Here is a 25,722-nt window from a genome sequence, read left to right as displayed (position 1 = left end):
ATGAAAAAAATTGGCGCATTAGTATTATTACTTTCTTTGATTATTGTCTCTTGTGAAGAAAAAGAGAAAAAGAAATATCTGCCAGAATCCATAGGTGCTATAAATTCGTTGGCGGTAGTAATGGACAATGAGCTTTGGGAAGGAAAAGTTGGGGACCGGGTAAGACAGCATTTTGCAGCACCTGTTCTGGGCCTTTCTTGGGAGGAGCCTCTGTTCACTATAAATCAAATGCCCCCAAAAGTCTTCTCTGGCACTATTATACAAACCCGTTCGATTCTTTTTATTGCCAAGGATACGTTGAGCCTTGCCCACATTAAAACCGATTTGTATGCCACTCCCCAAAAAGTAGGCGTCATCAAGGGAAGAACAGATGAAGAAATTATTTCAAATTTGGATGCCAAAGCCGATGAGATTGTCAAAGCATTTAAGGAGGTTGAAATTGAAGAGTCACAAAAGCGTTTCTTAAAATCGCTTAGCAAGGAAACGGTATTGAACGACAAGTTGGGCATAACCCTATCCCTACCCTCTATTTATAAAGTAGGCAAGAAGGAAAACAATTTTATTTGGATCGACAGACAGATTCAAAAAGGGAGTATGAATATTATAGCATATGATATTCCCAATGATTATTTTAAAAACGACTCCACTTTTGTCAAGGATATTGTGGCCATGAGAGATTCTATAGGAAAGCAATATATTCCAGGCCCGGATGTACCTGGCAAAACAACCTATATGATGACTGAAAAAGCCTTTGCTCCTTATGTTTTTCCCGTGGAAATTGCCGATAGAAAGGCGGTCGAAGTTCGAGGAATATGGGAGATAAGCGGATATCCCATGGCCGGACCGTTTCTGACCTATATCATCAACGACGACAAAAACAATAGGAAAGTGGTTATTGAAGGCTTTGTTTTTGCTCCAGCTACTGAAAAAAGGGACGATATGTTCCAGCTTGAAGCCATTTTAAAAACCGTGAAATTCTCGGACAAAAAATAATTACATCTGTATAAATTAAATATACTGTATAGGGGGCCCTTAAAAGGGCCTTATTTTTTTGGCTTGACCTTTTGTCTTGGATAATAATACAAATGCACGTAAAACGCATCAAAATAGCTTTGAACCTCCTTTAGCTAATCTGTCCAAACCTAGAGTAAGGATTACACAGAATTGTTGGCAACAAAAAAACGCCCTCACGGGCGTTTTCTGGTTTGGTTGGTTAGTATGGTTTTAATCGAAGGCGAAGCCTGTAGTAATTCTGAATACAAAAGCATAGAGCACAATTAAGAAACTAGCAAAACAAAACCAGCTCATCACCTTAAAAAAAGATTTAACAAAAGCGTGTCCCAAGTTTCTAAATGCCTCTAAATAAATTTCTCTTACTAATAGAACGTTTTTCATAATATTTGGTTTGGTTATATGGTTGGTTATTAGACTTATATAACTCAAAATCTTATGATTAGGTATTTCATCGGACTTTTTTGTTGTAAATAGACCCTTAAACGTTGTGAAAATGGGTTTGACCTTTAATTAAGGTGAGTTGGAACTGAAATGAAATTCAAATAACTGATTATCAATTTATCAAGTAATCGTTTCTATCTCCTATGGCCTGCATTAGCCTGAACAACTTATTAACAATTAAAAATGTATCGAACTCGGGTTAAATAGAACTGCGACTACCCGTCAAGTACCACCTTATAACCAAAGTAATACAACTAAATACAGTAATATATTTCTTAGGGTGATAATCAGTTCAAATTTGCAAGGATATCAATATTAATAGATCCTCCTCCAAAACCAAAAGAAATCCACCAGATGGAGAACTTTACTTATGTTCGAAAATTTGGATAGCTCAATAATAATAATACTCAGCAGTATATTTGTTGAGTTGCAAGCAAAATAAAACCGCCTTTCCATAAAAGAAAGGCGGCTATAACTCTATTGATTATATGTATATCTTAAAATTACATCTTTACTATTATAAATTCTGAACGCCTATTTAGTTCATGTTTCTCCCTGCTACAACGAACACCATTTCCACATTCATTGATCAAACGCTCCTCCCCGTAGCCAATGGCACTTTCAATGCGGTCTGCCGAAATTCCTTTGGAAATAAGATAGGCCCTTGTTGACTTGGCTCTTTTGTCCGATAGGTATTTATTGTAGACATCAGGACCTCGGGAATCTGTATGGGATTCAATCTTTATTACCATATCCTTATACTCGGTCATCACCTCCACCAATTTATCAAGTTCCAACGATGCATCCTTTCTTATATAGGATTTATCAAAATCGAAGAAAATCATATCGGTCTTTAGCTTTTTAATCCCGTCTTCAATGACTATGAGTTCCTTTAACTTTTTCATAGTAATATCCACATTTACCACCTCATTTTTCTTTGTTTCGGCAGTAACTATATTTTCAAAAAATTCGCTCCTAGTTGCTTTAATGGTGTATTTGGTATTGGAATCCAAATCTTCAAAGACAAATGAACCGTCATCTTCCGTAACCATTTCCTTTAATTTAATGTTATTCTCATCCAAGAGGGTGACCAAGGCCTTAGGCATTAAATCGCCGGTAATCAACTCGGTAACCACACCCGAAATGGCATTTTTAACCACTTCTTCAAGTACCAGTCTTTCAAAAGAATAAATATCGTCGTCTCCTTTACCACCACGCCTGTTGGAGGCAAAATATCCTTTTTGGTTTTCTTCATTAACGATATAAGAAAAATCATCCTTATTACTGTTGATGGGCTGACCCATATTGGTTACCTCTTTAAAACCTTCCTCGTCATAAGCCACTTCATATACATCCAGTCCTCCAAGTCCAACATGGCCATTGGAAGCAAAGTATAACTTCTTATCATTTATAAAAGGAAACATTTCCTTCTGTTCCGTATTTATACCTGGACCTAAATTTTTGGGCTCCGAATAACTTCCATTATCCAAAACATCTACCACAAAAATATCGGTATCCCCTATGGTTCCCGGCATATCCGAAACAAAATACAGTTTTTTCCCATCCGGACTTAATGCCGGATGCCCGGTAGAATAATCATCGCTGTTAAAGGGCACTTCTTCGGCTTCTGTCCATTCTCCATCAACCTTCTTGGAAACATATATTTTTAAATGATTAACCCCATTTTTATCCCTTTTCAATTTTTTACCATAATTGTTTCGTGTAAAATACATGGTAGCATTGTCTGGAGTAAAAGTCACAGATGCCTCATGATATTTAGAATTAATTTTCTTCGAAAACCTAATTGCCTCCTTGAGGTCTTGGGATTCCTTATTTACCTTAGAGACATATAGGTCCAAATAAGGTTGATTGTTCCATTTATACCTTCTGGTATTAAAGATAGAGGAGTCCTTGGCGGAGGCAAAAACAATCTCGTCATCGTTATAGAACATAGGTGAAAACTCTGAATACTTGGTATTTATGGCCAAGTTCTTAAGTCCAAATTTAAGTTCCATATTTAGGATATTGTCCAAGACAGCTTCCTTTTGGCTCGCATTAAAATCCAATTTAGAACCCACATTACCTTTCTCCACCTGCTTGTCGTAAAGCCGCATCATTCTCTTGGATTTGGAATATTTACCGGTACCTTTTAAGGTATGTGCATATTTAAAAATTTGATCGGGAGATACCTCGTCTTCATATCTTTCAAATATGATATTGTAGTAATAATAGGCCTTCGCCATATTCGTATTGTAATAGTGTGCGTCTCCCGCTTTTTGAAGAATTTCCAGGGAATAATTGTTGGCATCCTTTTTTATGGCCTCTTCATATAATTCGGCCGCCTCTGCATACCACATTTTGTTAAAGTATTCATCCGCTTTTTTAATTAACCTCGCCGAATTGGCATTTATTTTATTCTTTGAATTAGCTTCCTTATCCTTCATATTTACAATATCAACTTCCTCAATGGGACTCAGCATATCATAAGTAACCTCTTCTATGGATAATTCCTCTTTTGGAGCAGTATTATTGGTTTTCGGCTCGAGTTTTTCATCTTGATCCAGAGTTTTAATCCCTTTGGGATAATCCTTTACCTCTTGACCTGGGGTCTTGTCCAAGGCAGTATTAGGTAAAGGCAAATTTGAAACAGTGCCATTCCCGTTTATCTCTAATTTCTTGGATTTTCCACCATTATCCACATTCATTAACCAAAATGGATCGGTATAAGTGCCATCCAACTTAGACTTACAAGCCGCTATGGCACTATCCAAAGTATCGTACCTACTCAAATAGACGTAGTTGAGACCATTACTGGAATTACTAATATATCCTGCTGCAAAACCCTTGACCTTTAGTTTCTGTGCCAGATTTTGAGCATTACCCAAATCGGAGAATACTCCAGAAACAATATAAAAGCCTTCATCCACTCCATTAAGATTTTTAAATGTCCTGCTTTTAATTCGATTTGCCGCAGCCTTCTTTCTAAACCCTTCAGGGGTGACCCTTCCGTTGGAATCCGAGGTTGAATTATATCGTTTATTGGTGTTTATATCTATTTCCGAATATTGCGCATGCGAATATGTAGAGACGTTTTTCCTTATTCCTTGGGCACTGCAAATAAGAGCAAGAAAAAGCAAGCAGGCTGTTAGAAGTTGTTTCATGTTTATTCTTTTAAAAATCTTGGGGGTACGATATTCCAAAAACATAATGGCATATGTAAAATTCATAATTAACTTCCCTGGCGAAATACAAATACCTTATATTTTATTACCAACGCTAAAACTAGAACGGTTAGTGCCGTGAAAAAATTATTTGTTGTGAATCCACTGTTTTCAATGGTGTAATAGCCATTTACAGGGATTTATTTAGCATTTAATGAGCAAAGCCACTACATATTAAAGCAGGAATAAACAGAAGAAAATTTCGAATTAATTCCCTTTTTTTGAAATTTTAAACCATTGTTGAATACTATAAATTTGATAATCTAGCAATCCCAAGATAGCTGGGCAGTACAACCCAAATTAAAATTCCGATTGGTATTTTGCGATTTTATGAAGAAAGGAAAAGGAATGACCTTTTCAAGGTAAGCTATCAATATCTTATAAAAAATCGAGTCTTAAATTATTATATAACCAGATTTTTACGGCTACATTACTTTAAAAGGATTAGTCAATTTAGTCATATGTATAAACAAAAAAACACCTACCAAATGGTAGATGTCCCTTGAAAATATTTGAAATATAATCTATTTTTCCTTTTTCTCCTCTAATTTATCGTCTTCCTTGGACGCATCCTTAAATTCTTTAATGCCGCTTCCCAATCCACGCATTAATTCCGGAATTTTCTTTCCTCCAAATAAAAGTAGTACGATGGCCACAACCAAGGCGATTTGCATTGGCCCAATGACTAAGAATGTGTTTAAAGTTATCATGGTATAATAATTTAAGTACAACAAAGGTACTAAAAAAGATGTTAGAATGCTGTTAATTTTAACGTCTATAATATATTTTAATTATTCTAAATTAGAATATATTTTCCTAATAGATACTTTTGCATTGAAAACATTGTGGAAAATCAAATTCCGTATAAAGGAATTAAAGTTAAATACTAACCTTATCTTTGTTCATTATGGCCAAAAAGGTAAAGAAAAGAAAGGAAATTAAGCAGAAGCTCTTGCATAAGTACCGTCTGGTGATTTTGAATGAAAGTACCTTTGAGGAAAAAATTTCATTTAAACTGAGCCGAATGAATGTATTTGTAACCGGTTCCCTGTTTATAATAGGATTAATAGGATTCACCATTTTATTAATAGCATTTACACCATTGCGGGAATATATTCCAGGCTACTCTTCCACAAAATTAAAGCGACAGGCCACAGAACTGACCTATAGAACAGATTCTTTGGTCGCCACACTAAATTATACCAATAGGTATTTAGAAAACATCAGAAAAGTGCTGCGAGGTGATGTTGAAAATAATGAAATTAATAGGGACTCCCTATTTGACCAATACAAACTGGATCCTTCCACCATAGATTTAACGCCTATCAAGGAAGATTCCTTGTTGCGGGCGCAGGTAGCTTTGGAGGATAAATACAATTTGTTCGAAAGAAACATTAATAATCCAGGCCAGGTACTTTTTTCTCCATTATCCGGAACCATATCCCAAGAATTTAATACCGAAAACAAGCATTTTGCAGTAGATGTGGTTGCTCCCATGGACAGTCCCATCAAAGCAGTAGCCAACGGCACCGTAATTTTTGCTGAATGGACAGCAGAAACAGGTTATGTAATTATCTTGGAGCATATGGACGGACTATTAAGCGTTTACAAGCACAATGGATCCTTAAACAAAGGGCAGGGCGATGTGGTAAGATCAGGAGAAGTAATTGCCTCAGTAGGAAATACAGGGGAGTTGACCACAGGACCACACCTTCACTTTGAGCTCTGGAGCAACGGTAGCCCGATAGACCCACTAAATTTTATAGATTTTAAATAGTTCTAAATGAGTTTAAAATCATTTGCAGCAAAAATATTTGCCAAGAATATCGTGAAGAAAACTGCCAAATGGGTAAATAATCCCATTGAGACCCAGGAGGAGGTATTTCAATCGCTCATATCCAATGCCAAAAATACCGACTTTGGCAAGGATCACAATTTTTCACAGTTAAAATCGCATTCCGACTTCGTTAACAACGTTCCCATAAGGGACTATGAAGAATTAAAGGGATATGTAGAGAAAGTGGTAGCTGGTCAGAGAGATGTATTATGGCCGGGTAAACCTGCCTATTTTGCAAAAACTTCCGGGACCACATCCGGGGTTAAATACATCCCCATTACCCACGAATCTATTAAGTGCCAAGTAGAGGCTTCGCGAAACGCTATTTTAAATTATATTCATGAAACGGGAAATGCAGATTTTGTGGATGGAAAAATGATTTTTCTACAAGGAAGTCCGGAAATGAAAGAAAAAAACGGGATTAAGATTGGTAGATTATCGGGAATATCTGCCCACTATGTTCCCAATTATCTCCAAAAAAACCGATTGCCAAGCTGGGAAATCAATTGTTTGGAAGACTGGGACACCAAGGTGAACAAAATTGTAGAGGAAACCGTGAACGAGAACATGACCGTCATTGCTGGCATACCTTCTTGGGTTCAAATGTATTTTGAAAAGCTGAACAAAAAAACGGACAAAAAAATAGGAGATCTCTTCAATAATTTTCAACTATTCATTTATGGAGGGGTTAACTACGAGCCCTATCGTGCAAAATTTGAGAACCTCATCGGGCGACGCGTAGACAGTATAGAACTATTCCCCGCCAGTGAAGGATTTTTCGCCTACCAAAATTCCCAAAAAGAAAATGGGATGCTTTTGTTATTGAATTCCGGAATCTTCTATGAGTTTGTCAAGGCCGATGAATTCTTTGTTGAAAACCCCAAACGTATTACCCTCAACGATGTTGAACTGGGAGTGAACTATGTTATGATCATATCTACTAATGCCGGATTATGGGCTTACAATCTCGGAGATACCGTTCAGTTTATTTCATTGAAGCCATTTAAAATAATCGTTTCCGGAAGAATTAAACATTTTATCTCCGCCTTTGGGGAACATGTTATTGGCAAGGAAGTGGAAGTAGCAATGAAACAGGCTATAGAGGGAACAGATGCCAGCATAAACGAATTTACAGTAGCCCCCCAAATTAATCCGGATGAAAATGAACTTCCATATCACGAATGGCTGATAGAATTTGAACGCCCACCATCAGACATTAATCAATTCATTACAATCTTGGATGAGTCCTTACAGCAGCAAAACACTTATTATTTTGATTTAATTGAGGGCAAAATTCTCCAATCTTTAAAAATTACCGAAATAAAAAAAGATGGGTTTCAAGAATATATGAAGTCTATTGGAAAGTTGGGAGGTCAGAATAAAGTGCAGCGCTTATCCAATGACCGAAAAGTAGCCGATGGATTAAGAAGCTGGTCTAAAATAAAGAACTTATAATAAAACCAGCCATTATTTTTTAATATTTGCAATTATTGATTACCTAAAAGTCTAAATTTATAATTTTAGCGTTAGGAAGAAATCTGAGAAAAGCTCCACCGGAAATAAAATAAACAATATAAATTGTAGTTTTGCACGAAATCTGCTTATGAGTAAATCCGTTAACACTACTAGGGCACAAGATTCCACCAATGCCATTGAACGCTTGTACATAACAATGCGGCATCTTTTCAACCGTGGATTTTACAAGCCGTCAGGTGTTTCCGGAGCAACCTTAAGACAATCTCTTTTACAACTACGCCCAGAAATATACGGTTCCATTGCTGAGGAAAAAGCAGAACTTAATGGGCTGTTGTATGTTTTGGAAAGATTGCCGGAAGGCATAGAACAATGCCGGTTTATAAACCTCACCTCGGATGAAGGCTATGCCGGTTCCCAATTCAAGCCTATTATTCCACCCAAAAGACGGAGAAACTGTTACAGGATCGATGATGAACAGATGAACATTGAGATTACCCGTGGCAGATCGGATATTTACGATATACTAACCCATCTTACCTTTTTGTTCATCGAATCCGAGAAACTTAGCAAAAAGGTCCTTATAGAAGACACGGACAAAACTATAAGGGATTGGGTAAAATTGGAACAGGCTGCTAACAAAGAGGAACTGAGCCAAAGGGAAAGGGAAGTCGCCTTAATCCATATGGCCAATATTTTGGGAAGACCGTTCATAGAGGTAATGGCGATTCACAAAAAACTATCGACCGCTTCGGATCCGGAACGTTTTTTAAAGATTATCTATTGGTTGGGCAAACTGGCCATTGAGGAAGAAACCACAGGGAACAAAAGAGCTATTACCTTTAGTCCCATGTTACGGGAGCGCTTAGGGCATCACATTCATGGGGAGCGTTGGGCTAATAGGATTAAGGAAACATTACAGGAAAATGGGCTTATGAACCGTCCCATCCATATAATAAGTGCCAACATGCACAGCGTAATGAATTCATTGTTCGCCAAAAAGGCATTGTCCAAAACCTTGGCAGGAAAGACAAAATTGGAGATATATGAAGCTTTGAGCATCCACAAAAATTCCAGTTTAAGGGAAAAGGTAATTGCCCAAGCGATGAAGAACGGGATGATTCCCATAGATGATGTTTCCGGCACCAATATAGATGTACAAATTTTTGACATGGCCAAATTGGGGAAAGGTGCATGTTGTTACCAATTGCCAACAAACTGTCCAGAAAATGAAAAACCTGTTATCTTTGTCATGGATTACGCCTTTGGAGAGCAGGCTTATGAAACCATTGATGAATTGTTAAAACCTTATAGGGTTAAAAAAAACCAAGAGGTATTTTTAAATGTGGCGTCCATAACCATAATGGGAAAAGCAGGTATTCTGGAAGGAGGAAAAGGAGATATAATGATTCCCGATGCCCATATTTTTGAAGGGACAGCCGATAATTACCCTTTTATCAACGAATTGAAAAAGGAGGATTTTGAAGGTAACGGACTTAAGGTTCTACAAGGAGCTATGGTAACCGTATTGGGAACCTCTTTACAGAATCGGGACATCCTAAAATTCTTCCATGAATCTACATGGAACGTAATTGGGTTGGAAATGGAGGGGGTTCATTATCAGAAGGCTATACAATCGGCTTCCAAAATAAGAAAAAGTATAAGGGACGATGTTAAAGTGCGTTATGCCTATTATGCCTCTGACAATCCTTTGGAAACTGGCAGTACTTTAGCTTCTGGTGGTTTGGGCACCACAGGGGTTAAGCCCACCTATTTAATAACCGATAAAATACTAACGCAAATATTTAATTCCTAGTTTATGGCTAATCAACAACCGACAAATAGTAGCTCATCCTCTTCCGAGGAAGTAGATTTGGGGCAACTGTTTCAATTAATTGGAAACGGTTTCAATAAATTATTCCGCTTCATAGGTAATATTTTCAAAGGTATTTTCCATACGATTATCCTATTCATGCTTTTTTTACAAAAACATTTTATAAAATTTGTGATTGCAGCTGTTGTAGGCTTGGCTTTAGGTATTTACTTGGATATGGTAAAAGAACCCAAATTTCTTTCCACCATGGTAGTTGAACCCAATTTCAACAGTGTTCAACAATTGTACAACAACGTAAATTTTTACAATGAATTGGCGGAGGCGGAAGACTCCACCGCCTTGGCAGAAGCCTTGGATATTAGTGTTCCAGAAGCATCAAAACTGAAAAAGTTTGTAGTGGAATCCTATTCGGATGAAAACCAAAAGGTGCAATTGTTCGATAAGTTTGTACGCAGTTTGGATTCCACCACCAAAAAGGCCATAGATATGGAAAATTATTTGAAAAACTTCAATTCAATGGACGCCCGTTTCCATACGATATCGGTTACGGCAACAAATAGCACTGTGGCCAAATCTATACAGCCTTCAATTATCAAATCGATTTCCCGAAACGAGTATTTTCAGTTGCAACAAAGTATAAGTGACCAAAACATAAGCTTACAGGACAGCCTATACAAAAAACAATTAATGGAAGTGGATTCCTTACAGCATTTGTACAAACGCGTAATGGAAAAGGAAGCGGATAAACCACTGCAGGGTACCAATATTAGTTTGGGTGAAAACGGTGGTCAGGAAAACAAAGAATTAGCCTTGATTAACCAGGTGGATATATTAAAGGAAAACTTGGTTTTGCTCAATGAAGAAAGGGCCAACAAATCAAGCATACTAAATGTAATCTCTGCCTTCCCTAGAAGAGGGGTGGAAGTTAAAGGAATATTTAACAGTTATAAATTTTGGATCCCAATAGGATTTATTGGAGTGCTATTGGTCTTTTTAAGTCTTTTGGATTTAAACACTTTTCTAAAGAAATATAAAAAGGAATAGAACATGAAAATATTGGTTACAGGGGGGGCTGGATTTATTGGTTCTCATGTGGTTAGAAGATTGGTTACCACTTATCCAAATTATAAGATAATTAATTTGGATGCTCTTACCTATGCTGGGAATTTAGAGAATTTAAAAGATATAGAATCTTTTCCCAATTATACATTTATTAAAGGTGATATTACTGACGCTGTTTTTATTGATTCTCTTTTTTTCAAGTACAGCTTTGATGGAATAATCCATTTGGCAGCTGAATCCCATGTAGATAGATCCATAACAGACCCCTTGGCTTTTGTCAAGACCAATGTAATTGGTACTGTAAATCTTTTAAATTCCTTCAAGTCTATTTGGAAGGATAATTTTGATGGGAAGCGTTTTTATCACGTAAGCACAGATGAAGTTTACGGATCTTTAGGTAAAACAGGATTGTTTACCGAAACCACTGCTTATGACCCTAATTCTCCCTATTCGGCCTCAAAGGCCAGTTCTGATCATTTTGTCAGGGCCTATGGAGAAACTTATGGCTTGCCCTATGTTGTTAGCAATTGTTCCAACAACTATGGCCCTAACCATTTTCCTGAGAAGTTAATTCCTTTATTTATCAATAATATTATTCAAAATAAACTATTGCCGGTATATGGCGATGGCAATTATACAAGAGATTGGCTATATGTGGAAGACCATGCCAGAGCTATAGACCTAATATTTCATAAAGGAAAAAATACCAATACGTATAATATTGGAGGTTTTAACGAATGGAAGAATATCGATTTGGTGAAATTGCTATGTAAGCAAATGGATAAAAAACTGGGAAGGTCAGCAGGTGAAAGCGAAAAACTTATCACATATGTAAAGGATAGGCCTGGGCACGACCTACGTTATGCCATAGATGCCACTAAAATTAATACGGAATTAGGTTGGGAACCATCCGTTACTTTTGAAGAAGGTTTGGCAAAAACAATAGACTGGTATTTGGCCAATCAGGATTGGCTAGATCACGTTACGTCAGGTGACTATCAGAAATATTACGAAAAACAATACAATTAAGAACTCTCAGCGTAATGGGATAAAATTGGTCACTAATATGAAAGGAATAATTCTCGCAGGAGGTTCTGGAACTCGTTTACACCCTCTCACCTTGTCGGTAAGTAAACAACTGATGCCCATCTATGATAAACCTATGATCTACTATCCACTGTCTACTTTAATGTATGCAGGCATAAGGGAAATTTTGATTATTTCAACACCAAAAGATCTTCCCTTATTTAAGGAACTATTAGGGGATGGTAAAAAATTTGGCTGTAGCTTTGAATATGCAGTTCAAGCTGAACCAAATGGCTTGGCAGAAGCCTTTATAATTGGGGAGAAATTTATTGGAAAAGATAAAGTAGCCTTAATATTGGGTGACAATATTTTCTACGGCTCCGGTTTGGCAAAATTACTTCAGGCCAATAACGATCCTGAAGGTGGAATTATCTATGCCTATCGTGTCCACGATCCAGAACGTTATGGAGTAGTTGAATTTAATAAGGAGGGAAAAGCTATAAGTATTGAAGAAAAACCCATTGAACCCAAATCTAATTATGCAGTTCCTGGGATTTATTTTTATGATAATGATGTTGTAGAAATTGCAAAAAATATTGCTCCTAGCCATAGAGGTGAAATTGAAATCACTGACGTTAACAAAGAATATCTAAAACGCAACAAATTAAATGTAAGCATTTTGGACAGGGGAACCGCATGGTTAGATACAGGTACCTTCGCCTCCTTAATGCAAGCGTCACAATTTGTAGAGGTCATAGAAGAGCGACAGGGACTTAAAATAGGGGCGATAGAGGGTGCGGCCTATGAAATGGGCTATATCTCTAAGGACCAGTTTAAATCACTGGCAGAACCCCTTATGAAAAGTGGCTACGGAAAAAATTTATTGGGAATATTGAATAAAGATTAATGAAAACAACAGAAACCAAGTTAAAAGGCTGTTTTGTTTTAGAACCAATAGTATTTAAGGACGATCGAGGATATTTTTTTGAAAGTTTTAATGCCAATACATTTAATGCATCAGTTGGACAAAAAATAAATTTTGTACAAGATAATCAGTCATTCTCATCCAAAGGTGTGGTAAGGGCCATACATTATCAGACAGGCGAATTTGCTCAAGCTAAATTAGTGCGTGTCCTAAGTGGTAGGGTGTTGGATATTGCTGTAGACCTTAGGCAAGATTCTTCAACATTTGGACAGCATATAGCGATAGAATTATCAGCTGAAAACAAGAAACAACTTTTTGTGCCTAGAGGCTTTGGACATGGTTTTTCGGTTCTAAGTGATACTGCTGAATTCTTTTATAAATGTGATAATTTTTATAACAAAGCTTCGGAAGGAGGAATTATCTATAATGATCCTGAACTGAATATAGATTGGAAATTACCTATTAATGAAATTAAGGTGTCTCAAAAGGATTTGGAACTCCCCACTTTAGAACATGCCCAATTATAATGGTTGAATCGAACAATAAAAGACTTAAAATATTAATTCTTGGAGCCAATGGACAATTGGGAACATGTTTTCAGGATATCGCCAAGAAATATTTATATTATGACTTCAATTTCAAAACCTCTCAACAACTAGACCTTACCGAAAAGGAACAAATTAGCAGTTTATTCTCAAATGAAAAGTTTGATTATTGCATTAATTGCGCGGCTTATACTTCAGTGGACAAGGCAGAAACGGATCAGGAAAACGCATTTCTAGTGAATGCCGAAGCCGTGCGGTTTTTGGCAGAAGCCTGCAAAACTACCAATACGATCTTGATACACATCTCTACTGATTTTGTGTTCGATGGTACCAAAACAACACCATATAATGAGGAAGATTTACCAAACCCTATAAATGTATATGGTGCATCCAAATTAAAAGGAGAACAATACGTGCAGAATATCTTAAAACAATATTTTATCATCCGCACATCATGGGTATATTCTGAATACGGACACAATTTTGTAAAAACAATGTTGCGTCTTAGTGCGGAAAGAGATGAACTTAATGTGGTAAATGACCAGATTGGTTCTCCCACATATGCTGGAGATTTAGCAAAAGATATACTACAAATCATAAGCGCAAGAGCAACCCACTACGGTCTATACCATTATACTAATGAAGGTAATATTAGTTGGTACGATTTTGCAAAAACCATTTTTGAGATCAAAGAAGTAAAGATAAAAGTAAACCCAATTTCTTCCAAAGATTATCCAACACCAGCGAAAAGGCCGGCATATAGTACATTGGACAAAACAAAAACAAAACAAATGCTAAAGCTTAATATTCGTGATTGGAGATATAGCTTAATGCTATCTTTAAATAAAATTTAATATATATTATGATGGTAAAAGATATAGTAATTCTTGCAGCTGGAGTGGGTTCCAGATTGAGACCTTTAACAGATGATGTACCCAAAACTATGGTGAAAGTTAATGGGGAAGCAATTATTGAAAGACTTCTTAAACAAATAGATGCAATTGATTCTGTAACAACCAATATAAAAATTGCTTCTGGATATAAAAGCCAAATCTTAAAAGATTTCGTAAATAGTCTGGAACTAAAAACAAATATCGAGTTTATAGAAAATAAGGACTACAATACAACCAATAATATGTATTCTTTATATCTGGCCCTTTCAGCAATAAATGAAAAAAATGATCTGGTTATAATTAATGCGGATTGTTTTTATGATAAAGCAATTGTGGAAGAAATAGTTAAATCCTCCGGAAACTATATTGCTATTGACAAAGGAATCTTTAATGAAGAGTCAATGAAAATAAAGGCTAATGATAGCAATAGAATAATAGGCATGTCAAAAACCTTGGAAGATAATGAGTATACATTTGTTTCAATAGATATTTATGCCTTTGATAGCAGGAACAGGGATAAAATATTTCAAATTGCATCTGATATTATTAATTCTGGGGAGCTGAATAGTTGGACTGAGGTTGCTATAGATTTGTTATCCAAAGATGAAAGTTCAAATTTGAAATACTTGGATATGACAGGTAAAAAATGGATGGAGATAGATAACCATGACGATTTAAGGAAAGCTGAAGAAATATTTAATTAGACAATTAATGAATTATAAAGCATTGATATTAGATTTAGATGGTACTGTATACGTAGATAGTAAACCCATTAAGGATATCGTTTCCAAATTGAACAAATTTAAGGAAGAAGGAAATAAACTTATTTATTTATCGAACAATACCACAGTCAGTAGATCGGTTTATTACCAAAAATTAACCAAATTAGGGCTAAATGTGAGCGATGGGGAAGTTGTAACACCAATAACCATTGCTGGGGCATACTTGGCCAAGAAATATAAAAAGGGGTATACCGTTGGAACCATAAGCTTTCTAACTGAACTGGAACAATCTTTTAAAATAACACAGGATGAAGTTGACCCAGAATTCGTTTTAATAACATTTGACAACGAGTTGACCTATGAAAAATTAAAGATTGCCTGTCAGCACATTAACAACGGAATACCTTACTATATAACCCATATTGACTTGGCTTGCCCGTCAGAAAAAGGGCCTATACCAGATTGTGGTTCCATTGCATTATTGGTTGAAAGCACTACAAAACAAAAGCCTTGCAACGATTTTGGAAAACCATCCAATGAAATGGTTGCCCATATTCAAAGTTTAATTCCGAATATTCCAAAATCAGATGTTTTAATGGGTGGAGACCGGTTATATACGGATATAGCACTAGGTAATAAACTTGGAGTCCAAACATTGCTTGTTTTAACAGGGGAAAGCAAATTTGAGGACATTGCAAATCAGAAAAACGGTGTATTTATTGTAAATCACTGTTCCGAAACTTTAGCCGATTTTATGGATGACATTGAAATAGAATTGAGCGCTTAAAATAATTTATTCCATTTACCTATGATATTTTCACAATTGACCCATTTGCCAATTATATTTCAAGTAGATGAAGATATATTCGCTAGAGTAGGCCATCTCCTAGAGCGTAACAAGTTATCTTTCAACAATATATTGGTAGTTTCTGGCGGTACAATTTCTTATGATCTTTCTATTGATTTGATCAGAAAATACAAATGGGATTCCTTTGTCTTAAGTAATAATGACTTTTCTGAAATTGAGAAATTAAAAGCATATTGTCTGCACAAAAAACACGATCTGATAATTGCTGTAGGTGGCGGAAAAGTACTGGATTCTGTAAAACGAGTATGTTATTTGATCAATCTCAATCATATTTCCTTACCAACAATTATTTCTAATGATGGCTTAATATCGCCAATCGCCGTAATAAAGAATGAGCGAGGGAAAACAGAAAGCTTACCAGGTTCTATGCCCATGGGAGTGATTATTGATTTAGATATTATTCAAAAAACCCCAATAAAATATTTACGTGCTGCTGCTGGGGATATTTTATCCAATTTATCAGCTACCCATGATTGGATATTGTCATACAATAAAAACGGTGAATATGTTAACGATCTAGCATTTCAATTATCTAGAAGTGCGGCCAATTCTTTGGTTCATTTCAATGAAAAAGATTTGCATTACAAACCATTCCTGAGGCAAATTATTCAAGGTCAAGTTAATTCAGGGATCGCAATGTCACTTTCTGGCAGTAGTCGTCCGTGCAGTGGAAGTGAACATTTAATTAGTCACGCCATTGATTACCTGGAAGTGGGAAATGGGAGTTTGCATGGCATTCAGGTAGCCTCCATTAGCCTTTTTATTTTATTCCTTCAAGACAAACTACTTCCGGAATATATCGATTATGCAAAGTCTACCGGCATTCCCCTTTTGTTTACTGAGCTACTTAACTCTACAGAAAATCGAGTACTTATAGAGATTTTTCGAAAATCAAAAGAAATGAGGCCTGGCAGATATACAATTTTGGATACGATTACAGAGGTAGAATTTATTGACAATTTCACAGCTTTCAAAAATGAAATTAACTACTTAGTCCGCTAGTACGTGATAAAGAAAAATTTAATTCTTTCTTTTTTTAGTGCATCCGCGAAAATTGTTGGAGGAATCGGGGTAGTTTCAATACTGGCCCGTGTATTTACTTTAAGCGATTTTGGAAATTTCACCTATTCATTAACCTTAGGAACTGTTTTTGCTCTTATCGTAGATTATGGGTATAACATTAAGGTAATAAAGGATGTTTCTCTTAATCCTGATAATATAGACAATATAGTTTCAAAGACTACTGCTAATAAAATTCTGCTTTTTTTGTTTACAGTAATCGCTTATTTTGTTGCCAACACATTATTGAAAAACAGCCATGAATTAATTATAACTGGTTTATTCCTCTTTTTATCCTTAGTTGTATTTTCATTTACCAATACCATTCTAAGTGTATTCAAAGGGAGAAAGGAATACACAAGAGATTTAAAAGTTGTACTTGCAGATAACCTTGCTACAATAGTAATAGTCCCTTTGGTTGCCTTTATGACCAAAAGCATTGAAACAACCTCAATTAGTTTTTTCCTGTCTAAACTCATTGGATTAATTTATGCGTTAAGGATTTATACGAAGGAAAATCAAATCAATTTTCCATCATTTAAAGAGCTCTTAATTGACTTACAGAAAGCGCTACCTTATGCCGTTCACTATTGGGTGGGGAATTTATATCTCAATATTGACACGATTATAATGAAACCAGTGGTTTCTTCTGAGGATTTAGGAATATATCAGTCAGGAATTCGAATCATTATTGGCCTTGGAATATTACTCACCGTAATAAACTCGGTTTATTTGCCGCTATTGAATGAAAATTTAAACAATAACAAAAAACTTTTTAAAGCCCATGTTTTACAATTGAACGCAAACGTAATAAGACTATCAATTATATTTATTTTTGGTATGATTATCTTTTCCAAACTAATAATAATAATTTTATTTGGAAATAAGTTTTTAGCACTTCAAGAAATTTTCTGGATATTAGCCTTGATTGTCGGTATGCGCATAATAGGCGCATCCTACGGTATTTTACTTACTATTTCGGATAAACAGTCATTGAGAGCAATTGCTGGAGCGTTAGGCATTGTATTGATTGTTGTCTGTGATTTAATATTTATTCCCATGTACGGCTACCAAATGGCAGCTTATACCTTGCTATTTGCTCATTTTTTCATTACTGCATTTTACATAGCTACAGTTTATTTGGAATATAAAACGCTATTTATACCTTCATGGAAAAGGCTAATTAACATAAAAAATGTTATATGAAAATAATAACCCTACTATTGTCCCCAATGTTATTTCTAATTTCGTATTTATATCCTAAACGGAATGACCTTTGGATTTATGGAGCTTGGTTTGGAGAAAGATACAGTGACAATTCAAAAGATTTGTTTGAATATGCCAACTCCGTTGAAAATAATCAAATAAAGCACTATTGGATTTATAAAAACCACTCATTAAAGGAATCCATTGAAATTAATGGTAATAATTGTGCATATGCATATTCTATTAATGGAATATTATTGCAACTTCGTGCAAAAGTTTTTATAACATGCGTAAACTCTTCTGATTTTATCCCCTTTCTGGTAACCCCAAAGAATTACTTCGTTCAATTATGGCATGGAAGTCCTATAAAACATATTGGTATAGATTCTAGAAATAATACCTTCAGAAAAACTATTGATAAATTGAGATTTAAGACACTTGATAATTATTCGATGGTAATATCACCTTCCAAAACCGTTGACAAAATTTACCAAAGTGCATTTGCACTAGGCAAAAATAGAATATTTAGAGGCGGATATCCCAGGAATGAAAACTTGAGGGTAAGTCCAGAAAGAAGAAAAGTTATACGGGATTATTTTGGACTTGAAGATGGTGAAAAAATGGCCGCTTATTTACCTACCCATAGAAATGAAGGGAAAGGAAAAAATCCCTTTAGAACAGTGCTAAAACAAATAATTGCAAAAAATGATGATTTAAAAAATAAGGCCAAAATTATAATTAAACCCCACTTTTATGAAAGGGATAGTCTTAATGGAATACCAGAAAGTACAAATGTTCTTATAAGATATGATTTACCATTCGATCTTTATGAATTTTTGGGTGCTACGGACTTACTAATAACAGATTATTCCAGTGTAATCTTTGATTATGAACTTCTAAATAAAAAGATAATTGTCTTTCCCTTTGATTTTGAAAAGTATACAACCGAAGATAGAGGGTTATATTTTCAATTTGATTTTATTTATAAAAACGTTAATAATATCGAAAAGGTAGAATCGATAGATAGTTTAATTGAAGTTTCTACCAAAACAGAATTATATACAAAAAAGGATGAATTTGGCATCAGCCTTTTTAATGTGCCAATGGGAGAATATTCGAAAAATATTTATGACAAATTGCAACAAGAAATAAATACTTAAAATGCATTTAAAGGTATCAAGAGAACTTTTTAATGAAAATATTATCAAAATTAATATTTGGTGGGCCTTTTTTGCCCCTATAGTTCTTGCTGCCATATTGAGTTTCGCTAATATTAGGGGCTTATTCATACTTAAAGATTTGGTTTTTTATTCCTCCCTTTTGTTGGTCCTTTTTATTGGACGGTCCAAAGGTTTTATTTTTTATATTTTTAGAATACTGGTTTTCATAATCTATCTTTTCCTGACCACTTCTTTGTTTTTTGAACTCCATTCATGGATAATCTACAATCTTAGACAACTTATAGTTCCCATTTTAATTATAGGTTTTGGATATTATATTAAAATAGAGGAACAAAGAAGATTGGCTTCAATTGTGCAATTCTTATATAAAACATCTATTTGGGTTGTTTTTCTAGGTATTGTTTTTAGAGTCATTGATATATGGAGTTTTTTGGATCTTACCAATTACTTTAACCTAAAAGGTATACCTGTGGACAAAAGAGGTTTGTCCTACATGTTTTATGAACCGGCATTATCTTATATGGAAAGAATGGTTTCTACCGTATTAGACCCAATAAGTCTAGGTCATATGTTGGCAGCCCCTTTAATTTTATGCTATTACTCGGTTTACATAGAAGGTAAAAAACGAAAGAGACTTTTAATTATTCTTGCAATTGGATTAATCTTGACTTTTTCCAAAGGAGCCATTTTACAGGTAATTTTGGCCTTGTTCTTCTTTAATAAAAAACTTTCCCCAACCACACGATTTCTGATACCTTCAATATTTGTTGCAATGGCCTTGTTCACTTTAAACATTGAAGGCATTCTAATTCATTTATTTGGACTAAAAAATGCCATTGTTTATCTAAATTTATTTGGGCACGGCCTAGGAATGGTAGGCAATTATGCCAAAATGTTCGCAGATGATTTGTCTGTTTATTATAAATTTGAAATAAGTGACACCTTTATTGGATCAGTAATTGGCCAAATAGGACTAATTGGATTCGCATTTTGGATTAGTTTCTTTCTGCCAAAAATTAGAAGTATAATATTATCGAGAAGAAATCATGTTGGAGCAATTGTATTGACTTCTCAATTAATAATAGCTGCTATTTCCGAAAACACTTTTAATTTCACAAGTTTTATAGTTCCCGGAATCATCTCGGGAATATTGATTAAAAATCAAATCTAAAAATATGGTAATTTTAGAATTTGTTCTTCCCATTGATTTTCCTTAAAACTATACTTCACCCCAGAATAGTATTTAGCATTTGTTATAGGATATACCTGAGTTGATTTATAGCGTTCTATCTTGGAATACTTGGCTTGTTTTAACCCTTTTTCTCAGAACACAAAAAGGGAGCTATATCAGATTATAGTCCTCAGGACAAATTGCAAAGAACTTATTACATATTATTGGACTAAATTCTCCAAGGATTTGTTCTTCAAACACACGATTGTTTATCCAAAATCCCGAGCTGGTCCTATATTGCTATTGATTTGCAATATCATTTCCTTCCCAATAACTGCATAAGTCGATGTGGGTCATCTGTGTAGAATCGGTCAACACCAAGACCTAATAATACTTTAATTCTTGCCGGTTCATTTACTGTGTGTGCTCCAACTTCCAGTCCAGCTTCATGTATCTTATCCACCTTTTCCTTGGTTATTCCAAAGTGGTAAATTACTATAGATTCAAAACCCTCAATTTGAGCTATCTTTAGATCATCATCTATATTTGTATCACCAGGACGATCCCAAAACACTGGGATTGATTTCACTTTTTCCTTTACTTCCTTCATTTTAAGCACGCTATCGTCATTAAATCCAACCCAGGCTTCGGCATTCAATACCTTGATAATGTCCATGGCTTCTTTACCGCAATTTGTTTTAGGCTGAATGGATAATCTGGTCCCATTTTGTTGCATAACCAATTTAATAATGTCCGACAACAATGGGACACTTGCGGGTGGACACTCTTTGAACGTAAGTTTATTCCTTATCCTAAATTCATGGGCCATGTCAACAGCTTTCAACTCGTCATAAGTTACTTCGGCCACTCTAAGATTCCGGTCACCAAGGTTGCCTGTGTCATAGTCGTGAATCACCACTATTTGTCCATCCTTAGTTTTGTGGATGTCAAGCTCCATCCAGTCTACTCCCAGAGAAATTGCACTCTGGAATGCTGGAATTGTATTTTCTGGGTATTCTACGGAATTACCTCGGTGAGCAGTGATCCCGATATGTGTAAAATCACTTTCATCTGCATATTCACAGCCTACAAAAAGGCAGATTATGATATAAAAATGTATAATCCGCTTTCCAAAGAAAAAAGTCAAGCTATCGTTTATAAATCTTGTGGCAATCAGAAAAAATTTAGCATTCGATAATTTCCAATTCATATACCGTATAACGTTTAATTGAACTACATTTCAATGTTTCCTTTTTTTTAAATTATGTCGATAAGGATTTGAAAAACTAGCCTTGTTTCTTGAAAAAACAATATCGGGAATTTTGTTTTACTCCCAATATTCCCGGACTTAATAAGGTTCTTGGAACCCAAATAAGCCTGAATGTTGACTAGGAGTAAAAGTTAATGAATATTTTATTATGTCCACAAAAAAAATGAGGTGCCAAAAAGATATCAAAATTGGGCATTAAAAAACACCAAACCCTCGGCTCAAGCATTGATTATAATTGGTCCATTAATTTATAAGATAATAATTGGCCCATATGGACAAATCACATTGAACTTTACAATTATAGGATGAATTTCTATAAGTAATCAATTCATAAAAAAACTCATATCGAGATATTAATGGTCTTGACAATTTGGAACATAATGTAACATAACGCCAACATTACCAAATACAGGGACAGGCCATATCAAAAGCCTGTAAATGTGCAAACCTTAAATAGTGGGGTAAAGGGCAAAACATAAGAAAGTCCCTATCCTATTTCCAAAGGATATAATACTGACCAAAATATTATGCACAAATGGCTTCTATTACTACTGTTTGGCCGAAAGAGTACTACTTTACAATATAACCGCTAAAATATCTTTCAACATTCCCTTCTACAACAATATCCGGCCTTACCTTCTGAACAATTTTATAATCATATCCCCCCCAAATATATACGGTTTTATAAAAATGTTGGGAGATAAAAGGTCTTAGTGCGATTGTAAATGAATCCCGAAAGAATAAAGCCGTCAATTTATTCTTTGAATTATGATTAATATCAATTATGGTTGAAGGCGGAAAATATTTTGTATCCCCATTAACAATGTTTATTGTTTCTTTACTTTTAAAATGTGGATTTTCCTCCATAAATGCACCGTCATTCTCAAGCCCTAGGGCTTTTAACAACCCCCCTCCTGTTTCGTTTTTGAAAGAAATATCATAATCCGATTTACTTTTAATCGGAGAAATGCTATCCAAACCTTCAGTAATAAACGGGATAAGTTCACGGTAAGCCAAAAAAGCTCCTAAATCATTCCAATGGCTATCATGTTTATGATATAAAATGCCATTTTTCTTTGCACTTATCAAGTTGCTTCTAATATCTAGCAAATTGAGACTGGATTTTGTTTCCTTAGAATACTTTAGCACTTGATCGGCCCTAGAAATAGTATCTTTCTGTAATAATTTAATCCTATATGGCAGGAATTCCGGATAAATTGTGTGTTTGTTGGGATAAAAGGCTATATAGTGCTTTATACCACTCTCATTTAATTTTTTTTGTGTTTGATCCCAAGTATCGAATACTTCTTTCAACTCCTCTGTAGAATGTAAGTTCTCTCTGGTGTAATCTTGTTTTATTTGATAAAAATTTCCCCAAAGATACATCCATCCATTTTGACCAATAATTACTTTATCAGGTACGGATGATTCATTAAATAACTTTACCTTTAAATAGCTTAAAAGACTTACTAGATCCTCCCTAAATCCAAAATTATCACTAAAATAGTTATCATAGGATTCCGGAAAGGACAAGATACTGTCCCAAGTCAGTTCTGGTTTAGCCACTAATATTCTATTTTCACTATTAACATTGCCCTGCACCTCCTCTTTTCCAACTAGTGTAGGCATGAGCAGCAATAATAAGAAGCAGGATATTAGAATATTGGAATATACATTTGAAATGGTTGCCAAACCATGGTATTTTGGATAGTAAATAATAAAATATAATAGGAAACATATTGTAAAAAGTAGGGCAATAAGGGAATGGACTCTTCCCTTAGGCTGCGAAATGCTTGACATTTTCACAAAAACTTCCTCAAGATGTTTTGAGGTTAAAAAAGGGTCATACGCTGCCCATAGGTCACTTCGGATTTTAGTCTTTAATCTATGTTCTGACGTGTCAATTTCTATAAAACCGTTGCCATTAAAATAATCCAATAAATCCGTGTCTTTAATTCGAAATTCCTCATTATATCGGGATATGATGATTTCACTGTAATATATTGGCTTCTGGTTGCTATTCTCTCCAATATCAAGCCTAATAGTGGCAACAGAATCCAAAGGAATTTGAAATTGAATATCCTGTAAATACGAATTTCCCGAAACTTCCTTCTTTATACTTTTGATACCTGAAAATCCTTTATCGAATTCATTTTTATAGTATACCTGAAAAGTATCGTCCTCTAAAACTTCAGCTTGTAAAGTAATAGTTATGCCATTTTCATAACTTAGTCTGCTGCCTAATTTTTCCAATAGCCAATTGCATACCAGAAAAACAAGTACTCCAGCTAAGACGATTACAATTTTCTTGATTATGGAATTAATCATGGTTTCTGATTAGAATCTAAAATAAATAAAAGGATTATAGCTATTACCGGCTATTTGCATGGCACAGATCAAAAATCCTAATAACATAAACATAAGAATAGCAAATTTTTTGAACCCAAAGTAGATAGGATTCTGACTAAAAAATTTATCTGACTCAAATTGATTTATCAATTTAATAGCTTTATATCGAATAGGAGTTGAAATAATAATACCTAAAATTAGTATTGTCAACACAAAATTATCCAATTCGGCAAGTGGAGCATAATTTGTCCCTTTGGAAAGTCCAAACATACTTTTGAAATATCCCATGGAATAGTCTAAGGTTTCAGATCTAAAAAAGACCCACCCAAACAAAACCACAACTATAGCATAAAAATGCTGAAAAATTAATGGTATTTTATTCAAAATGTTCTTGCCTCCTATTCTTTCAAAAATTAAAAATGTACCATGAAACAAACCCCAAATCACAAAATTCCAACTTGCGCCATGCCATATTCCAGTAATTAAAAAAACAATAATCAAATTACGGTATATTGTCCATTTTTTTCCTCTACTTCCTCCCAATGGAATATATAAATAATCTCTAAACCAAGTAGATAATGAAATGTGCCAACGTCGCCAAAATTCCTGTATTGATTTGGAGATATAGGGGTAATCAAAGTTTATCGCAAACTTAAATCCGAACATCTTACCTAAACCTAGTGCCATGTCCGAATAGCCTGAAAAATCAAAATAAATCTGAAGAGCGTAACATATAATTCCGATCCAAGCTACAGATGTTGGCAAATTTTCTGCTGCAACAGCAAAAGTTTGATCTGCAATGATAGCTGCTGTATTCGCAAAAATCATTTTTTTTACCAGTCCCCTAACAAATTGTAATATACCATCAACGAAAACATCCTTTTCTATGGTTCTATTGGTAATCTGCTGATCAATATCATGATAGCGAACTATTGGACCAGCTATTAATTGCGGGAATAGAGATATATACAGACCCAAATTTAAAGGGTTCTTTTGAGAGGAAACCTCCTGTCTATATACATCAATGCAATATGATAGACTTTGAAAGGTATAAAATGATATGCCTATTGGTAAGGCAATATCAGCGATACTAATATTTCCAAACGAACCCATCCATTGGATATTCTCCAAAATGAATCCATAATATTTGTAGTAAATTAGAAAGGATACATTTGTAAGCACCGCTATTGTAAGTATAAATTTTGCGGTATTTCTACTATTGTACTTTGTTAAAAAATAATCAATTCCTAAACCGAAGATATAATTCAAACAAATTGAAGATATCATGAGAATAAGAATGACTCCTTCCCCCCAAGCGTAAAAAAATAAACTTGACAAAAGCAAAAAAAAGTTTCTGAATTTTGGTACTAAAAGTAAATTGCCGATAATTACAAAAGGAAGGAAAATAAATAAGAATAAAGCAGAGCTAAAAACCATTGGTAATGATCAATATTTAAAAAAACGAAGGTATAGGATATTTTTATCTTTTATTAAATTAATCTGGTTAAATTTGCCGTTTATCCTGATACGGGGAAGACCATAATTATTTTAGACTTCAAACATTGGTTAAAATAATGTTATAATAATTTATTTAGTGAACTAATTAAGATTGATTTTGACAACCA

General features: G+C 34.8%; 21 protein-coding genes. 15 read left to right on the top strand and 6 right to left on the bottom strand.

Translation table 11 applies throughout. The features are described 5' to 3' along the window. A complete protein-coding gene (locus LV92_RS06415) occupies positions 1-993 on the top strand; it encodes a DUF4837 family protein (protein WP_111622806.1) in 993 nt (330 codons plus the stop codon). Between the two features lie 231 nt (positions 994-1,224). Here LV92_RS06415 and LV92_RS22115 read toward each other — a convergent pair whose 3' ends face one another. The 3 genes from LV92_RS22115 to LV92_RS06405 all read right to left on the bottom strand — a co-directional run bounded on the left by LV92_RS22115 (position 1,225) and on the right by LV92_RS06405 (position 5,386). Continuing rightward, positions 1,225-1,395, bottom strand: a complete 171-nt coding sequence (locus LV92_RS22115; protein WP_316933036.1) for a DUF6747 family protein — start codon at positions 1,393-1,395, stop codon at positions 1,225-1,227. 563 nt (positions 1,396-1,958) lie between these two features. Beyond that, on the bottom strand, positions 1,959-4,616 hold the full coding sequence (locus LV92_RS06410; RefSeq protein WP_170126294.1) for an OmpA family protein: 2,658 nt from the start codon (positions 4,614-4,616) through the stop codon (positions 1,959-1,961). Between the two features lie 584 nt (positions 4,617-5,200). Then, entirely contained in the window at positions 5,201-5,386 is a 186-nt protein-coding gene (locus LV92_RS06405) for a Sec-independent protein translocase subunit TatA/TatB (protein WP_103439154.1), read from the bottom strand. A 197-nt stretch (positions 5,387-5,583) separates the two neighbouring features. Here LV92_RS06405 and LV92_RS06395 point away from each other — a divergent pair, with 197 nt between their 5' ends. From LV92_RS06395 to LV92_RS06330, 14 genes are all read left to right on the top strand, one after another. After that, on the top strand, positions 5,584-6,453 hold the full coding sequence (locus LV92_RS06395; RefSeq protein WP_111622803.1) for a M23 family metallopeptidase: 870 nt from the start codon (positions 5,584-5,586) through the stop codon (positions 6,451-6,453). A gap of 6 nt (positions 6,454-6,459) precedes the next feature. After that, entirely contained in the window at positions 6,460-7,968 is a 1,509-nt protein-coding gene (locus LV92_RS06390) for a GH3 auxin-responsive promoter family protein (protein WP_111622802.1), read from the top strand. Positions 7,969-8,116: 148 nt separating this feature from the next. Further along, on the top strand, positions 8,117-9,802 hold the full coding sequence (locus LV92_RS06385; RefSeq protein ID WP_111622801.1) for a DUF6909 family protein: 1,686 nt from the start codon (positions 8,117-8,119) through the stop codon (positions 9,800-9,802). A gap of 3 nt (positions 9,803-9,805) precedes the next feature. Continuing rightward, the gene (locus tag LV92_RS06380; RefSeq protein WP_111622800.1) at positions 9,806-10,864 is read left to right on the top strand and encodes a hypothetical protein; all 1,059 of its coding nucleotides are present in this window, start codon (positions 9,806-9,808) and stop codon (positions 10,862-10,864) included. A gap of 3 nt (positions 10,865-10,867) precedes the next feature. Further along, the gene (rfbB, locus tag LV92_RS06375) at positions 10,868-11,911 is read left to right on the top strand and encodes a dTDP-glucose 4,6-dehydratase (RefSeq protein WP_111622799.1); all 1,044 of its coding nucleotides are present in this window, start codon (positions 10,868-10,870) and stop codon (positions 11,909-11,911) included. Positions 11,912-11,948: 37 nt separating this feature from the next. Beyond that, entirely contained in the window at positions 11,949-12,815 is an 867-nt protein-coding gene (rfbA, locus tag LV92_RS06370; protein WP_111622798.1) for a glucose-1-phosphate thymidylyltransferase RfbA, read from the top strand. Continuing rightward, positions 12,815-13,360, top strand: coding sequence for a dTDP-4-dehydrorhamnose 3,5-epimerase (gene rfbC / locus LV92_RS06365; RefSeq protein WP_111622797.1), 546 nt, complete (start codon positions 12,815-12,817; stop codon positions 13,358-13,360). Before rfbA ends, rfbC begins: the two co-directional genes overlap by 1 nt. Further along, positions 13,360-14,232 carry a dTDP-4-dehydrorhamnose reductase gene (rfbD, locus tag LV92_RS06360; protein WP_111622796.1) on the top strand — a complete coding sequence of 291 codons (873 nt, stop codon included), beginning with the start codon at positions 13,360-13,362 and terminating at the stop codon, positions 14,230-14,232. Before rfbC ends, rfbD begins: the two co-directional genes overlap by 1 nt. A gap of 8 nt (positions 14,233-14,240) precedes the next feature. Next, on the top strand, positions 14,241-14,975 hold the full coding sequence (locus tag LV92_RS06355; RefSeq protein WP_111622795.1) for a phosphocholine cytidylyltransferase family protein: 735 nt from the start codon (positions 14,241-14,243) through the stop codon (positions 14,973-14,975). A gap of 7 nt (positions 14,976-14,982) precedes the next feature. Further along, positions 14,983-15,780 (top strand): HAD-IIA family hydrolase, encoded by a 798-nt coding sequence (locus tag LV92_RS06350; RefSeq protein WP_111622794.1) that lies wholly within the window; start codon positions 14,983-14,985, stop codon positions 15,778-15,780. Positions 15,781-15,801: 21 nt separating this feature from the next. Next, positions 15,802-16,863 (top strand): iron-containing alcohol dehydrogenase family protein, encoded by a 1,062-nt coding sequence (locus LV92_RS06345; RefSeq protein ID WP_111622793.1) that lies wholly within the window; start codon positions 15,802-15,804, stop codon positions 16,861-16,863. A 3-nt stretch (positions 16,864-16,866) separates the two neighbouring features. Then, positions 16,867-18,126 (top strand): oligosaccharide flippase family protein, encoded by a 1,260-nt coding sequence (locus tag LV92_RS06340; protein WP_111622792.1) that lies wholly within the window; start codon positions 16,867-16,869, stop codon positions 18,124-18,126. Further along, positions 18,123-19,286, top strand: a complete 1,164-nt coding sequence (locus LV92_RS06335) for a CDP-glycerol glycerophosphotransferase family protein (RefSeq protein WP_111622791.1) — start codon at positions 18,123-18,125, stop codon at positions 19,284-19,286. Before LV92_RS06340 ends, LV92_RS06335 begins: the two co-directional genes overlap by 4 nt. A 1-nt stretch (position 19,287) precedes the next feature. Then, a complete protein-coding gene (locus LV92_RS06330; protein WP_111622790.1) occupies positions 19,288-20,478 on the top strand; it encodes a hypothetical protein in 1,191 nt (396 codons plus the stop codon). A gap of 316 nt (positions 20,479-20,794) precedes the next feature. On the opposite strand, the gene LV92_RS06325 is transcribed toward LV92_RS06330, so the two are convergent. From LV92_RS06325 to LV92_RS06315, 3 genes are all read right to left on the bottom strand, one after another. Beyond that, entirely contained in the window at positions 20,795-21,688 is an 894-nt protein-coding gene (locus LV92_RS06325) for a glycerophosphodiester phosphodiesterase (RefSeq protein ID WP_111622789.1), read from the bottom strand. A gap of 630 nt (positions 21,689-22,318) precedes the next feature. After that, positions 22,319-24,076: an alginate O-acetyltransferase AlgX-related protein gene (locus LV92_RS06320; protein WP_111622788.1), complete on the bottom strand. Its 1,758-nt coding sequence runs from the start codon at positions 24,074-24,076 to the stop codon at positions 22,319-22,321. A 9-nt stretch (positions 24,077-24,085) separates the two neighbouring features. After that, a complete protein-coding gene (locus LV92_RS06315) occupies positions 24,086-25,534 on the bottom strand; it encodes an MBOAT family O-acyltransferase (protein WP_111622787.1) in 1,449 nt (482 codons plus the stop codon). Positions 25,535-25,722: the final 188 nt, after the last annotated feature.

The sequence above is a fragment of the Arenibacter echinorum genome (assembly GCF_003259375.1).
Classification (GTDB): domain Bacteria; phylum Bacteroidota; class Bacteroidia; order Flavobacteriales; family Flavobacteriaceae; genus Arenibacter; species Arenibacter echinorum.
Note: the sequence above shows the minus strand (reverse complement) of the source record. Positions and strands in the feature narration are given on the sequence as shown.